Here is a 13,459-nt window from a genome sequence, read left to right on the forward strand (position 1 = left end):
GCGCTCAGACCACGCGCACCGCCGCCGGGTCGAAGTCGGGCTTCGGCGGCTTGAGCTTCATGCCGGCCAGCGCCTGCGCGACCAGCGTCGCGATCATCAGGTTGCGGTTGCTCTTGCTGTCGGCCGGCACCACGTGCCAGGGCGCGCAGGCGGTCGAGGTGGCCGCCAGCGCGGTCTCGTAGGCGGCCAGGTAGGCCTTCCACTTCTCGCGCGTCTCGAGGTCGCCGACCTGGAATTTCCAGCGCTTGGCGGGGTCGTCCAGACGCGCCTGCAGCCGTTCGCGCTGCTCGTCCTTCGAGATGTGCAGGAAGCACTTGACGATGGTCGTGCCGCTGTCGTGCAGCAGGCGCTCGAAGGCATTGATGTGGGCCAGCCGACGCTGGCGCTCGGCGGCGTCGATCCAGCCTTCGACGAAGGGCACCAGCACGTCTTCGTAATGGCTGCGATTGAACACCACCACCTCGCCGGCCCGCGGTGCCACCGCATGCACGCGCCACAGGAAGTCGTGCGCGCGCTCCACCTCGGTGGGCGCCTTGAAGGCCGCCACGCGCACGCCGAGCGGGCTGCACTGGCGGAACACAGAGCGCGCGGTGCCGTCCTTGCCCGAAGTGTCCATGCCCTGCAGCACCAGCAGCAGCTTGGGTGGCCGGCCGGCACTGCCGTTGGCGTAGAGCAGGTCCTGCAGGCGGTCGATCTCGATCGCCAGTTCGGCGAGCCGCGCATCGTCGGCCTCGCGGCTGCTGCTGGCGGCCGGCCGCGCGCCGGGGTCGATGTCCTTGAGCCGCAGCTTGCGGCCGACGCGGTAGGTCTTCAGGTAGGCGGTCGAGCGGGCCATCGCGACTCCTGGGAAGGCGGTGCGGCGACTGTAGCGCCGCGTGCACACCGCGACGCGCGAGGTTGATCTGCCTCAGAAAGCCGCGGCGGCTCCAACGCTGCGCGACCGCGCGCTTGAGCCAACGCAAGCCGCGGCGTCCCGCCACGCACTGCAATGCACGGGCGGGAAGCTCCCCGTGCATTCCGGAGTGAAGCTCATCATGAAGAAGAAGATCCTCGCCGCCCTCGCCCTCGCCGCCCTCGGTGGCGCCGCGACCGCCGCGCCGACCGGCGGCGACTGGCTGGTGCGCGTGCGCGCGCTGCACCTCGACCCGGCCAACAAGGACAGCACTGGCGTCGGCCTGGCCATCGACAGCAAGACCTTCCCCGAACTCGACATCAGCTACTTCTTCACGCCGAACTGGGCCGCCGAACTGGTGCTGACCTATCCGCAGAAGCAGGACGTGAGTGCCTCCGGCACGCGCATCGGCAGCCTCAAGCACCTGCCCCCGACGCTGTCACTGCAGTACCACTTCCTGCCCGGCGCGGCGGTCCAGCCCTACCTCGGCGCGGGCATCAACTACACGCGCTTCTCGTCGGTCGACCTACCGGCGCCGTTCAGCATCGAGAAGAACAGCGTGGGCCTGGCGGTGGGTGCCGGCGTGGACGTGCCGCTCGGCGACCGGCTGGTGCTGAACGTGGACGTGAAGAAGGTGCAGATCCGCACCGACGTGTCGGCCGCAGGGGTGAAGGCGGGGACCTTCAAGGTCGACCCGGTGCTGTTCGGCGTGGGGCTCGGCTGGCGGTTCTGAGCACCCCCAGGGCTGGTCTGCACCCAGCCCGCCCCCCCGCGGGGGCCAGGGAAACTTGGGGCGGCCCGGCGTTTCCTTGAGAGGCGGCGCGCGATCAGTCCTCGCGCGACCAGGCGACACCGTCCTCGGTGAGCATGGCGTCGAGCGGGATGTCGTGCGGCTCACCCTCGAGCCAGTCGATGTAGCCGTGCCGGTAGCCGATGCCGACGGTGAATGGCCGCGGCTCCAGTGCCGCCAGCGTGCGGTCGTAGAAGCCGCCGCCGTAGCCGAGCCGCAGGCCCTTCGGGCCGAAGCCGACGCAGGGCACCAGCAACAACGTCGGCATCACGAGGTCGGTGCCCTTGGGCTTCGGGATGTCGTAGGCATCCTCCTCCATCGGGCAGCCGGGGTACCACTGGTGGAAGCGCAGTTGCTTGGTCTGGCGGTTCATCACCGGCAGGCCGATCCGGCGCGGCGGACCCTCGCCGGTGCCGTGTCCGGCGCCCTCGGTCCAGCGGTGCAGCGACGGCAGGGGATCGAACTCGCCCTTGATGGCCCAGTAGGCGCCGATCGTGACGTCCTCCCGCTGCGTGAGCCACACCCGCAGCACGCCCTGCAACTGTTCGGCGCGCTCCAGGCGATCGGTCAGGCTCTGCCGCTCGGCCTGCAGCATGCGACGCAGTTGCGCCTTGTCCGGCCGGCTCATCGGGTCGTAGGGCAGGGTCATGGGCGGGTCCGTGGCGGGCTGGCGCGGCGTGTCATCGAGGCAGCCCGGATTTTGCCCCGCAGGATGGCCTGCGCCTCAAGGTCGCTGCCTACACTGTGGCAATGACCCCACCCCGCGACGAATTTGCGGCGCACTGCGTCGAGTTGCTGTCCTCCGTGGGACCGGCGCATGCGAAGCGCATGTTCGGCGGCCACGGCCTCTACCTCGACGGGCTGATGATCGGCCTGATCGCCGCCGATCAGCTCTACCTCAAGACCGACGCGCAGACGCTGCCGCAGTGGCGAGACGCCGGCGGGCGAGCCTTCGTCTACGAAAGTTCACGCGACGGCGTGGTGCGGACCGCCACCATGAGTTACTGGACGCCGCCCGACGAGGCGACCGAGTCACCCGATGCGCTGCGGCCCTGGGCCCGGCTGGCGCTGGAGGCGGCGTTGCGCGCCCAGGCGGCGAGGGTCCGCAAGCCCGCTGCCGCACCACGCCGCCGCAAGCCGGCCAGGTAGGCGGGCGCGTTCGCCAGAGGCCTCAGGCCGCCGGCTCTTCCAGCACCTCGAAACTGGCCACTGACCAACCCTCGGCCAGCACCTCGGTGCCGGCCGGCAGTCGCAGGCTCTGGCCGGCCGCGAGCCACCAGTCTTCCGGGATCTGCCCGCCGAGGCGGCCCTCGGCGGTCACCCAGAGCCGGCCTTCGCGCAGCCGCAGCCAGCGGGTGTTGCGGGCCGCCTGCAGGCGCAGCGTCTGGCCTCGGACCAGCCGCCAGACGGGGTCGACCCGGCCCATCGATTCTTGCGATTGCTGCATGCTCATGTCGCGCTCCATCGGACCCTGCATTGGTGGTTCCATGCGTCATATCATCGTGAAGAACCAGCCCACGATCCAATGAGATCGCGGCCCCTCATTGATAACATACACGCATGAATACCTCACGCCAGCGCCCGCTCGCCGTCGGTCCGATCCGCGCCTTCGAGGCGGTGGCGCGCCACCTCAGCTTCCGTGCCGCGGCCGAGGAGTTGCACCTCACGCAGCCGGCCATCAGCCGCCAGATCCAGTCGCTGGAGGACGAGGTCGGCAGCTCGCTGTTCACACGCGGCACGCGCAGCGTCGCCCTCACCGGCGACGGTGTCGCGCTGCTCGCCGCGGTGACGCCGGCGCTGGAGCGGCTCGATGCCGGCGTGCGCCAGATCCGCAGCGCGCGCGGCCGGCGCGGCGTGAACCTCAACACCTTTCCGTCGTTCGCCTCGCTGTGGCTGCTGCCGCGCATCGAGGCCTACCAGCGCGACCACCCCGACCTCGACATCCGCATCGACGCCAACGACCGGCTGGCCGACCTGGACGACCCCGAGGTCGAGATCGTGATCCGCTACTGCAGCGCGCAGCGTGCCCCGGCCGGCGCCGTGCGGCTGTTCGGCGAGACGCTGACGCCGGTAGCGAGCCCGCGCCTGCTGGAGCAGGCCGCGAGCAGCGCCGCGCCGCCGCTGCGCACACCGGCCGATTTGGCGCTGCACACGCTGCTGGAGGAAGACAGCCTGCAGGCGAGCACCCAGTTCGTCAGCTGGCGGCACTGGCTGGCGGTGCAGGCCCTGCCCGCGCTGGAGCCGCGACGCTGGATCTACCTGAACTTCACCTACCAGCAGGTGCAGGCTGCGCTGGCCGGCCAGGGCATCGCGCTGGCCCGGCTGGCGCTGGTCGACGAATCGCTGGCGCGCGGCGAGCTGGTGGAACCCTTCGGGCCGGCCTTCCGCACCCGCAGCCCCTACAGCTACTGGCTGATCATCGCCGGCAGCAAGCGCGACCGTGCGGAGGTCCAACGCTTCGCGAGCTGGGTGCAGGCGCAGGGCGCGTCGACGCGCCAGGCCATCGGCGAGACCGAGTTCGATTGACCCTGCGCTCGGCAGCATGTCAGATGCACGCGCCCGGTGACTGCGTAAAATTCGAGCGGAACCGAAGCCCATCGTGACGGCTCCCTCCGTGGCATGACCCTGCAGACCCCGACACCCCTCCGCTGCCACATCCTGCTCCGCGCGGTCGCACTTGCCGCGATCACCGGGGCCCTGGCCTTGCCCTCCGCGCCGGTCGCCGCGCAGACCACCAACGACACGGTTCTCGAAGCCCGCGAGGCGCTGCGCAAGCGCGACAAGCCGCGCCTGGCGGCCACGCGTGCGGCGGCACTGGCCGCGAACCACCCGCTCGCGATGTGGCCCGACTACTGGGAGCTCGGCAACCGCCTCGCCGATGCACAGCAGGACGAACTGAATGCCTTCTATGCGCGCTGGCCGGGCACCTATGTCGAGGACCGGCTGCGCAACGACTGGCTGCTCGAGCTGGGCCGCCGTCGCGACTGGGGCAACTTCCGCGCGGAATACCCGCGCTTCAAGCTCGACGACGATCGCGAGGTGCGCTGCTACGCGCTGCTGACGCGGCACCTCGATGGCCAGGACGTGACGGACGACGCCCGCGCCGCCTGGTTCGCGCAACGCGATGCCGACGACGGCTGCGCGCTGCTGGCCAGCACGCTGTTCGATGCCAAGCGGATCGGCCGCGACGACGTCTGGCGCAAGACGCGGCTGGCGGTCGAGGCCAACCGCCCCCGCATGGCCCGCCAGGCCGCCGCGCTGCTGGGCGACGACATGGCCAATGCGGTCAGCGAACTGAACGACAACCCGCAGCGCTACCTGACGCGCAAGGCCGCGACGCAGGGCCGCGGTGCCAGCGAGCTGACCGCGCTGGCGCTGATCCGCAGCGCCGCGAACGACCCCGACGTGGCGGCCACCGCGATGAACGATCGCTGGGCCGCGCGGCTGCCGGCCGACCTGTCCGCGTGGGTGTGGGCCAGCATCGGCAAGCAGGCGGCACTCAAGCTCAGCAACAGCGCCTCCGACCACTTCCAGCGTGCCGAGCTGACACGCACCGGCAACGTCGACGTGGCGCTGCCCGACGACACGCTGGCCTGGAAGCTGCGCGCCGCGCTGCGCGCCAACAACGGCGCGGGCCGCTGGCAGCAGGTGATGCAGGCGGTCACCGCGATGAGCAGCAGCGAGCAGCGCGAACCCGCGTGGATCTACTGGAAGGCACGCGCGCTGCAGGCGCTGGCCGGCAGCAGCCAGGACGGCGTCGCGCTGGGTGCGCAGGCGCGCGAGCTGCTCGCGTCGATCGCGAGTCCGCTGCACTTCTACGGCAAGCTGGCCATGGAAGACCTCGGGCAACCGCTGGTCCTGCCCGCCGCACCGGCACCGCTCACGCCCGAGGAGCGCAACGCCGCGGCCCAGCACCCCGGCCTGAAGCGCGCGCTGCTGCTGATCGAGCTCGACCTGCGCAGCGAAGGCGTGCGCGAATGGAACTTCTCGCTGTTCGGCATGGGCGAGCGCGAGCTGCTGGCCGCTGCCCAGCTGGCCTGCGAGCGCCAGGTGTGGGACCGCTGCATCAACACCAGCGAGCGCACCCGCGAGCAGGTCGACATGGCACAGCGCTTCCCCACGCCCTACCGCAGCGACGTGGTGGCGCGCGCGCGCGAGGCGGGGCTGGACCCGGCCTACGTCTACGGCCTGATCCGCCAGGAGTCGCGCTTCATCACCAGCGCGCGTTCGTCGGTCGGCGCCTCGGGGCTGATGCAGCTGATGCCGGCCACCGCCAGGTGGACCGCCCGCAAGCTGGGCATCGACTACACGCACGACCGCATCACCGAGCACGGCACCAACCTGCGGCTCGGCACCGGCTACCTGAAGATGGTGCTCGACAGCTTCGACGGCTCGCAGGCCATGGCCGCGGCCGGCTACAACGCCGGCCCGAACCGGCCGCGCAAGTGGCGCGAGGGGCCGTCGCTGGACGCGGCGGCCTGGGCCGAGAACATTCCCTTCACCGAGACGCGCGACTACGTGAAGAAGGTGCTCTCCAACGCCACCGACTACGCCGCGCTGCTGAGCGGCCAGCCGCAGTCGCTGCGCGCGCGGCTGGGCGGCGCGATCGGCCCGCACGCCGGCGCGGCCGATCCGGCCGAGCGCGAGCTGCCCTGACGAAGCCTGCCCCATGAAGAACCTGCTGATCCTCGGTGGCACCGGCTTTGTCGGCAGTGCCTTGTGCGAGAAGCTCGTCGCGCACTTCGGTGCAGCGGGCGCCCGCCTCACGGTACCGACCCGTCGCGCCGAGCGCGCCAAGCGGCTGGCGATGCTGCCGACCGTCGAGCTGGTCGAGACCGACCTCCACGACGACGGGCGGCTGACGCGGCTGCTGTTCGGCCGCGACGCGGTGATCAATCTGGTGGCGATCCTGCACGGCAGCGCCGAGGAGTTCGAGCGGGTGCACGTCGCGCTGCCACAGCGGCTGGCGCGGGCCTGCAAGGTGGCCGGCGTCCCGCGCGTGGTGCACGTGAGCGCTCTCGGCGCCGCGGCCGACGCGCCCTCGAACTACCTGCGCTCCAAGGCCGCCGGCGAGGCGGCGCTGCGCGCAGCCGGGCTCGACCTCACGGTGCTGCGGCCGTCGGTCATCTTCGGGTCGGGCGACCGCTTCCTGAACCTGTTCGCGCAGCTGCAGGCGGTGTTCCCGCTGATGCCGCTGGCGGGCGCCGACGCGAAGTTCCAGCCGGTGTGGGTCGAGGACGTGGCTGCAGCGATCGTGCGCAGCCTGGTGTCGCCGGCGCCCGAGGTCGTGGAATGCGTCGGCCCGCACGTCTACACACTGGCCGAGCTGGTGCGGCTCGCCGGCCGCTGGTCGGGCCATGCGCGGCCCGTGCTGCCGCTGCCCGACACGCTGGGCCGCGCCCAGGCCGCGCTGCTTGCGCTGCTGCCCGGCACGCCCTTGATGTCGGCCGACAACCTGGCGTCGATGCGCGTGCCCAACGTGGCCAGCGGCAGCCTGCCCGGACTGCAGGCGCTCGGCATCACGCCGGCGGCACTGGAAGCGGTCGGGCCGAGCTACCTGAGTCCCGGGCGCGGCCCGGCGCGGCTCGACGGGTTTCGCGCGCTGGCACGACGGCACTGAAGCGCCCGCCCGGCGAGGCCCGCCGGCGTGCATCAATCCGATGCAGCGAATGCAATCCGGGATGCGGGGCGTCCCGCTAGCATCGAGGCCACAGGAGGCCCCATGCAGCTCGTGATCGGCAACAAGAACTACTCGTCGTGGTCGCTGCGGCCCTGGGTGCTGATGCGCCAGGCCGGCATCCCCTTCGAGGAGGTGATGATCCGCTTCGACAGCCTGGCGGCCGATTCGAAGTTCCAGCAGGCGCTGGCCCGGCACACGCCGGCCGGCAAGGTGCCCGTGCTGATCGAAGACGACGGTTTCGTGGTCTGGGACACGCTGGCGATCGCCGAGTACCTGGCCGAGAAGTTCCCGCAGGCGAGCCTGTGGCCTGCCGATCCGAAGGCGCGTGCCCGCGCCCGCAGCGTCTGCGCCGAAATGCATGCCGGCTTCGGCGCGCTGCGCAGCCACTGCCCGCTCAACATCGAGGCCCGCTTGCCCGATGTGGGCGCCCGCCTGCTGCAGGAGCAGCCCGGGCTGCGGGCGGACCTCCGGCGCATTGTCGAGCTATGGTCGGAGTTGCTGGGCGCGCACGGCGGCCCGTTGCTGTTCGGCCGCTTCACCATCGCCGACGCCTACTTCGCGCCGGTGTGCAGCCGCTTGAGGACCTATGGGCTGCCGGTGCCGCCCATCGCCGCGGCCTATATCGACGCGGTGTTCGCGCTGCCCGGCATGCAGGCCTGGGTGGCCGAGGCCCTGGCCGAGCAGGAGTTCCTGGACTTCGAGGAGCCGTACCGCCAGTCCCGGACGGACGCCGCGGACGCTCCATGAGAAACGGGCCCGAAGGCCCGTTGTCGTTGCGCTGCCTGACGCGCGCTCAGCGGTGACGGCCGCGACGGTGCGCCACGAAACCGAGCACACCCACGGCGGCCAGCATCAACGCGAGATTGCTCGGCTCGGAAGCCGGGGCGGTGGCACTCAATGCGACTTCGCTTTCGGTCGGCTGGGCCGCGATCGCCGGTTTGGCTTTCTGGTCGGCGAAACTCGGTGCGAGAGCACCTGCGAGTACCACGGCAGCCAGTAGCGGTTTGATGAACATGACATTTCCCTGTTTAAGATGCTTTTGCGGCGGTGACGCTTTTGGCGTCGAAAGGACCGCATCTCGCTATCACCGTTTGTATGCGCGCCCCCCTTTGAGCGGTACCCCGTGACTCAAGGTTCACCCCCCGAACAAGGGGTTCATTTCGTCGCCACAGCGCCACAAGACGCGCAAGTTTTTGTTGTCGGCGGCGCCGTCCGCGACGAATTGCTGGGAATCGCCGGTCGAGATCGGGACTGGGTGGTCGTCGGCAGCACGCCGCAGCAGATGCTCGACGCCGGCTTCCTGCCGGTCGGACGCGACTTCCCGGTCTTCCTGCACCCGCAGACGCACGAGGAGTACGCACTCGCACGCTCCGAACGCAAGACGGGTCCGGGCTATCACGGCTTCAGCTTCCACGCTGCGCCGGACGTGACGCTGGAGCAGGACCTGGCACGGCGCGACCTGACCATCAACGCCATCGCCCGCGCGGCCGACGGCACGCTGATCGACCCCTACGGCGGCCAGCGCGATCTGGCAGCCCGCGTGCTGCGCCACGTGTCGCCGGCCTTCGCCGAGGACCCGGTGCGCATCCTGCGGGTCGCACGCTTCGCGGCGCGCTTCGATGGCTTTTCCGTCGCACCCGAGACGTTGGCCCTGATGCGCGACATGGTCGACGGCGGCGAGGTCGACCACCTCGTCCCCGAACGCGTGTGGCAGGAACTCGCGCGCGGCCTGATGGAGCCGCGCCCGTCGCGCATGTTCGAGCTGCTGCGCGAATGCGGCGCACTGCAGCGGCTGCTGCCCGAGGTCGCGCGGCTGTGGGGCGTGCCGCAGCGCGCCGAACACCACCCCGAGGTCGACACCGGCGTGCACCTGATGATGGTGCTGGACATGAGTGCGCGGCTCGACGCGCCGTTGACGGTGCGCTACGCCTGCCTCGGCCACGACCTCGGCAAGGGCAGCACCCCGGCCGAGCTGCTGCCGCGGCACATCGGCCACGAGCAGCGCAGCGTGGCGCTGCTGCGGGGGCTGAACGAGCGACTGCGCGTGCCGATCGACTGCCGCGAACTCGCCGACGTGGTGGCGCGCGAACACGGCAACGTGCACCGCAGCGGCGAGTTCGGCGCCGCCGCGCTGGTGCGCCTGCTCGAGCGCTGCGACGCCTTCCGCAAGCCGGCGCGCTTCCACGAGGTGCTGCAGGCCTGCGAGTGCGACGCGCGCGGGCGGCTCGGCTTCGAGGACACGGCCTATGCGCCGTCGCCGCGGCTGGCGGCCGCGCTCGTTGCGGCGCGCGCCGTCGACACGGCGCAGGTCGCGGCCGCCGCGGCAGCGCGCGGCGAAAGCGGGCCGGCCGTCGGCACGGCCATTCAGCAGCGACGCATCGAGGCCGTCGGCACTGCGTTGGGCATCACGACCGGGCCCGTCGATTGAAGGGACTTGTCGTTCCGCTGCGACTGCAGTCCCCTGCGCCGATCGCCGAGAATGCCGGCACCTCGCGCAGCCGCCTCATCGCTCTCGGATTTCCCACCTCATGATCACCGGCACCGTGCTCCTGTTCGGCCTGCTGTTCGGCATGCAGCATGCGCTGGAGGCCGACCACCTGGCCGCGGTGGCCACGCTGGTCACGCGCGAGCAGGACACCCGCCGCGCCGTCCGCCAGGGCGTGTTCTGGGGACTGGGCCACACCCTCACGCTGCTGCTGTTCGGCGGCGTGGTGATGGTGATCGGCGTGGTGTTGTCCGAGCGCTGGGTGCACGGCCTCGAGGGCGCTGTCGGCGTGATGCTGGTGTTGCTCGGCCTGGACCTGCTGCGCCGGCTGTGGCGCGAGCGGGTGCACTTCCATGCCCACGTCCATGCGCCGGCGGAAACGGTGGAGTCCGCCTCGCTCGACGGCGCCGCCGCCCCTGCCGGCGCCGTGCCGCACTTCCACGCGCACTCGCACCGCGGCGACACCGGGCCCCACGACCGCCACCAGCACCGCCATGAACATCGCCCGCTGCCGCTGCGTGCGCTGCTGGTCGGCATGGTGCACGGGCTGGCCGGCTCGGCCGCGCTGGTGCTGCTGACGCTGCAACAGGTGCGCGACCCCTGGATCGGCCTGCTCTACGTGCTGCTGTTCGGCCTGGGCTCGGTGGCCGGCATGGCCGCGCTGTCCTGCGCCGTGGCGCTGCCGATGCGCCTGACCGCCATGCACTTGGGCCGCTGCCACCGCGCGCTCAGCGCCGTGGTTGCACTGTTCAGCGTCGGGCTGGGCGTGCACGTGGTGGCCAGCCAATGGCTGGCCTGAGCCGGATCACGCCACCGAGCTGCGCATCGCCTCGCGCACCAGGCCGTCGAGCTTGCCGGTGATCTGCGTCAGTTCGGCCGACACCACCGCGAACTCCCGTCCCGAATCGCCGGCCCGCGCAGCGATCACCTGCGCGTTGAACGACACGATGCGCGCCTGCTTCGCGATCGTCTCGATCTCGCCCATCACGCCCATCAGCTGCTTCTTCACCGTCGAGGCCTGGCGCTTCGCGAGGTCCTCGTAGACCTGGGTCACGCGGTTCAGCACCGCCAGCAGCGGCGTGGCGCTCTCGACCAGTTGCTCCAGCAGGCCGGCCACCGCGCGGGTGCGCAGCGGGATGGCTTCCAGCACCCGCTCGGCCAGCGCGATGAAGGCGCGGATCACGCGGTCGGCGCCGATCGCGCCGAAGTAGGCGTCACGCAGTTCGTCGCAGTACAGGCCCGGCAGCGTGTCGTCGCCGTCCACCAGCGCGGCGTGGGCCGCTCGGAACACCGCCAGCGCTTCGGCAGACATCGCCAGCGCGCCATCGCGGCCCTGCGTCGCCAGCACCGCATACAGCACCACGCGCTGCGAGGTGAAGCGCCGGCGCCCGGACAGGTTGATCAGCGTGCCGTAGACCTCGCCTGACAGCCTCAGCGTCGCCGGGGCACCGGTCTGGGGCCGGGTGGGTGCACGCTCTGCGTGCGTCGTTGTCGAACTCTGTGGCATCTTGCTCGGCGCGTGGCAGCCGCGTGGAAGCGTTGCCCCGAAATAGCAGGGTCCGTACCAGCGAGCGCACGCCCCGGGCCCTGCAGGCCGAGGGCGTGCTGTCCCGCACGGTGGCTGCCTCAGGCCGGCTTGCGCGGCGACGTGACGCGGTAGCCGCGCCCCGCGTAGTCGAAGTCGCCCAGTTCGAGCCGGGCGATGCCCTCGGCCTGCGGCGATGCATAGAAGGCACGGATCTCGCGGATCAGCCCCGAGGCGCGGTCGAACTCCACGCACTCGGCACCGCGCAGCACCTTGTCCTGGTTCGTCTTGAAGTGCGTCCACTCGATCGCCGCCTCGGCCGTCTCGGCGTCGATCACCAGCGCGTCGATCGTCCAGTACGAACCCAGCGTCTCCACCGCCGTGCGCCAGCGGTGGGCGATCTGCGCGGCGCCCCGGAAGGCGCCGCCGTACATGCCGGCCGGGAAGTAGTGCACGGCCTCCGGCACGAAGCAGGCAATCATCTTCGCCTCGTCCGCCTCGTTGCAGCCGTCGTAGTAGGTGCGGATCACCTTCTCCATCGCCGCACGGCTGAGGGTCGGTGCGGTCATGTCAGTCTCCTCCGCGCAGGTTCTGCACCTGGAACAGGCTTGGGGGGTTGAGCTTGGGATCGACCTGGCCCTTGAACTGGCCGGTGGTGCAGTGCTTGGCCTGCACGTCGACCATCGAGAACGAGTCGTCGATCGCGATGCCGGTGCCCTTGTTGACCGGCAGGTGGTGGTCGGGGTGCGACTTGCCGATCGTGAAGGTCTTCCACAGCTCGCCCTTGCGGTCGTAGATCAGCGTGCGGTTGATGTTGTAGACCTGCGCATCGACGTGGAAGACGCGCTTGCTGATCGGGTGCGCCGGGTTCACCGGTGCGGCCTCCAGCACATAGACCTTGCGCAGCTGCCAGGTGATCTTCGGGAAGCAGCCACCCTGGCCGCCGAAGTCCACGAACTTGTAGCCGCTCGGGTCCTTGAACTCGTCGGTCAGCTGCAGCTCGTTATGGTTGTAGTAGGGCATCAGGATGTTCTTCGTGCCCTTGAACGTCCACTTCATGTCCGAGATGCGGCCGTTGTAGCCCTCGAAGTCCTCGATCATCAGGTCCGCGCCGAGGAAGGCGTCCGTCGTCTGCCCGGTGGCGAGCCGGCGCACGCGGCGCTGGAAGCCCAGGTAGAGGTAGGCGTCGTCGAACTTCAGGTCGTTCTCGTAGCGCTGGATCAGGAGCTGCGTGTTCTTCAGGTCCTGCGGCTCGAGCACCGTGAGGTAGATGCCGCGGAACAGATCGGAGGGGTTGGGCGTCACCTCGGGCACCGGCGCGTGCTGCACGCGGTGCTTGAAGTTCAGGAAGTGGAAGTTGAACTTCAGCGTGCGCTCGACCTGGCCGCTCGTCATGTTGCGGTACTTCCAGTAGAACGGGTAGATCGCCGCGTTGTCACCCCAGTTGACGCCGTACTTGTAGTTCCAGGCGATCTTCTCGCCCGCGCGCGGGTCATCGACCTTGGGCTCCTCCGGGAAGGGCCGCCCGGCCACGAAGCCGGTGATCTCGCCGCTCTGGGCGCCCAGCTTGGTCGTGTTCAGGTTCTTCTTCGTCGCCTCGACGTAGAACTTGTCCATCGTGAACTGCGTGGTCGGGCCGACCTTGATCTCGTCCCAGCCGTTCTTGACGATCTCGTAGAGGCCGGGGTCCAGCGCGTCCTTGAACTGCTCGACGTTGGCCTTGTTGATGACGAGGCCGGGCGCCATCCCGGAGAAGCTCGGGAAGCCGTTCTTGTAAGGGTTGAACGAGGCCTCGACGTCGGCCTCGGTGGCAGCGCCGGCGGGGACGCTGGCGAAGGCCAGGCCTGCGGTGAGCAAGGCCAGGCCGACTTGTTGAATCTTCGTTGTCATGATTGTTGTCTCCTGCTTCAGAACTGATACCTTGCGGTGAGGAAGATCTCGTTCTCCTTCCATGCCGAGCCGATGGGGCCGGCGCGGAAGCGCCCGAGGGGCTCGAGGCCGCCGAGGCCGCGCGAGTAGGCGCTCAGGGTGTTGACGATCGCCCAGAACTGACCCGCTGCGATCATTCAATACTGACCCACCCCTGT

At 70.3% G+C, this 13,459-nt stretch carries 15 protein-coding genes and 1 pseudogene; 8 read left to right on the forward strand and 8 right to left on the reverse strand.

From position 1 onward, the window contains the following. Positions 1-4: 4 nt before the first annotated feature. Positions 5-835 carry a polyphosphate kinase 2 family protein gene (locus MPE_RS16600; protein WP_011830865.1) on the reverse strand — a complete coding sequence of 277 codons (831 nt, stop codon included), beginning with the start codon at positions 833-835 and terminating at the stop codon, positions 5-7. A 199-nt stretch (positions 836-1,034) separates the two neighbouring features. On the opposite strand from MPE_RS16600, the gene MPE_RS16605 reads away from it, so the two are divergent. After that, a complete protein-coding gene (locus MPE_RS16605) occupies positions 1,035-1,625 on the forward strand; it encodes an OmpW/AlkL family protein (RefSeq protein WP_011830866.1) in 591 nt (196 codons plus the stop codon). Positions 1,626-1,719: 94 nt separating this feature from the next. On the opposite strand, the gene MPE_RS16610 is transcribed toward MPE_RS16605, so the two are convergent. Next, entirely contained in the window at positions 1,720-2,331 is a 612-nt protein-coding gene (locus MPE_RS16610) for a 5-formyltetrahydrofolate cyclo-ligase (RefSeq protein ID WP_011830867.1), read from the reverse strand. 101 nt (positions 2,332-2,432) lie between these two features. Between MPE_RS16610 and MPE_RS16615 the strand changes: the two genes are divergently transcribed. Beyond that, a complete protein-coding gene (locus MPE_RS16615) occupies positions 2,433-2,831 on the forward strand; it encodes a TfoX/Sxy family protein (protein WP_011830868.1) in 399 nt (132 codons plus the stop codon). A 22-nt stretch (positions 2,832-2,853) separates the two neighbouring features. Here MPE_RS16615 and MPE_RS16620 read toward each other — a convergent pair whose 3' ends face one another. Next, positions 2,854-3,135 (reverse strand): DUF2917 domain-containing protein, encoded by a 282-nt coding sequence (locus tag MPE_RS16620; RefSeq protein WP_158304627.1) that lies wholly within the window; start codon positions 3,133-3,135, stop codon positions 2,854-2,856. A 107-nt stretch (positions 3,136-3,242) separates the two neighbouring features. Between MPE_RS16620 and MPE_RS16625 the strand changes: the two genes are divergently transcribed. The 4 genes from MPE_RS16625 to MPE_RS16640 all read left to right on the forward strand — a co-directional run bounded on the left by MPE_RS16625 (position 3,243) and on the right by MPE_RS16640 (position 8,109). Then, complete coding sequence (locus tag MPE_RS16625) at positions 3,243-4,208, forward strand: LysR family transcriptional regulator (protein ID WP_011830870.1); 966 nt, start codon at positions 3,243-3,245, stop codon at positions 4,206-4,208. Between the two features lie 93 nt (positions 4,209-4,301). Next, complete coding sequence (locus MPE_RS16630; protein ID WP_011830871.1) at positions 4,302-6,338, forward strand: lytic transglycosylase domain-containing protein; 2,037 nt, start codon at positions 4,302-4,304, stop codon at positions 6,336-6,338. A 13-nt stretch (positions 6,339-6,351) separates the two neighbouring features. Beyond that, positions 6,352-7,302 (forward strand): complex I NDUFA9 subunit family protein, encoded by a 951-nt coding sequence (locus MPE_RS16635; RefSeq protein ID WP_011830872.1) that lies wholly within the window; start codon positions 6,352-6,354, stop codon positions 7,300-7,302. 102 nt (positions 7,303-7,404) lie between these two features. Then, positions 7,405-8,109 carry a glutathione S-transferase family protein gene (locus MPE_RS16640; protein WP_011830873.1) on the forward strand — a complete coding sequence of 235 codons (705 nt, stop codon included), beginning with the start codon at positions 7,405-7,407 and terminating at the stop codon, positions 8,107-8,109. 46 nt (positions 8,110-8,155) lie between these two features. On the opposite strand, the gene MPE_RS16645 is transcribed toward MPE_RS16640, so the two are convergent. Continuing rightward, positions 8,156-8,377, reverse strand: a complete 222-nt coding sequence (locus tag MPE_RS16645; protein ID WP_036236355.1) for a PEP-CTERM domain protein — start codon at positions 8,375-8,377, stop codon at positions 8,156-8,158. Between the two features lie 171 nt (positions 8,378-8,548). Between MPE_RS16645 and MPE_RS16650 the strand changes: the two are divergent. Both MPE_RS16650 and MPE_RS16655 read left to right on the forward strand, forming a co-directional pair. Continuing rightward, positions 8,549-9,790, forward strand: a pseudogene (locus tag MPE_RS16650) (multifunctional CCA addition/repair protein); the annotation flags it as partial. A gap of 100 nt (positions 9,791-9,890) precedes the next feature. Then, positions 9,891-10,646 carry an urease accessory protein gene (locus tag MPE_RS16655; RefSeq protein WP_011830875.1) on the forward strand — a complete coding sequence of 252 codons (756 nt, stop codon included), beginning with the start codon at positions 9,891-9,893 and terminating at the stop codon, positions 10,644-10,646. A 6-nt stretch (positions 10,647-10,652) separates the two neighbouring features. On the opposite strand, the gene MPE_RS16660 is transcribed toward MPE_RS16655, so the two are convergent. From MPE_RS16660 to MPE_RS24335, 4 genes are all read right to left on the reverse strand, one after another. Continuing rightward, positions 10,653-11,354, reverse strand: a complete 702-nt coding sequence (locus MPE_RS16660; RefSeq protein ID WP_011830876.1) for a methyl-accepting chemotaxis protein — start codon at positions 11,352-11,354, stop codon at positions 10,653-10,655. A 119-nt stretch (positions 11,355-11,473) separates the two neighbouring features. Then, the gene (locus tag MPE_RS16665) at positions 11,474-11,941 is read right to left on the reverse strand and encodes a nuclear transport factor 2 family protein (protein WP_011830877.1); all 468 of its coding nucleotides are present in this window, start codon (positions 11,939-11,941) and stop codon (positions 11,474-11,476) included. Between the two features lies 1 nt (position 11,942). Then, positions 11,943-13,262, reverse strand: coding sequence for a DUF1329 domain-containing protein (locus tag MPE_RS16670; RefSeq protein WP_011830878.1), 1,320 nt, complete (start codon positions 13,260-13,262; stop codon positions 11,943-11,945). A 17-nt stretch (positions 13,263-13,279) separates the two neighbouring features. Beyond that, positions 13,280-13,438, reverse strand: a complete 159-nt coding sequence (locus MPE_RS24335) for a hypothetical protein (protein WP_158304628.1) — start codon at positions 13,436-13,438, stop codon at positions 13,280-13,282. Positions 13,439-13,459 lie beyond the last annotated feature (21 nt).

The organism is Methylibium petroleiphilum PM1 (assembly GCF_000015725.1).
GTDB lineage: Bacteria > Pseudomonadota > Gammaproteobacteria > Burkholderiales > Burkholderiaceae_C > Methylibium > Methylibium petroleiphilum.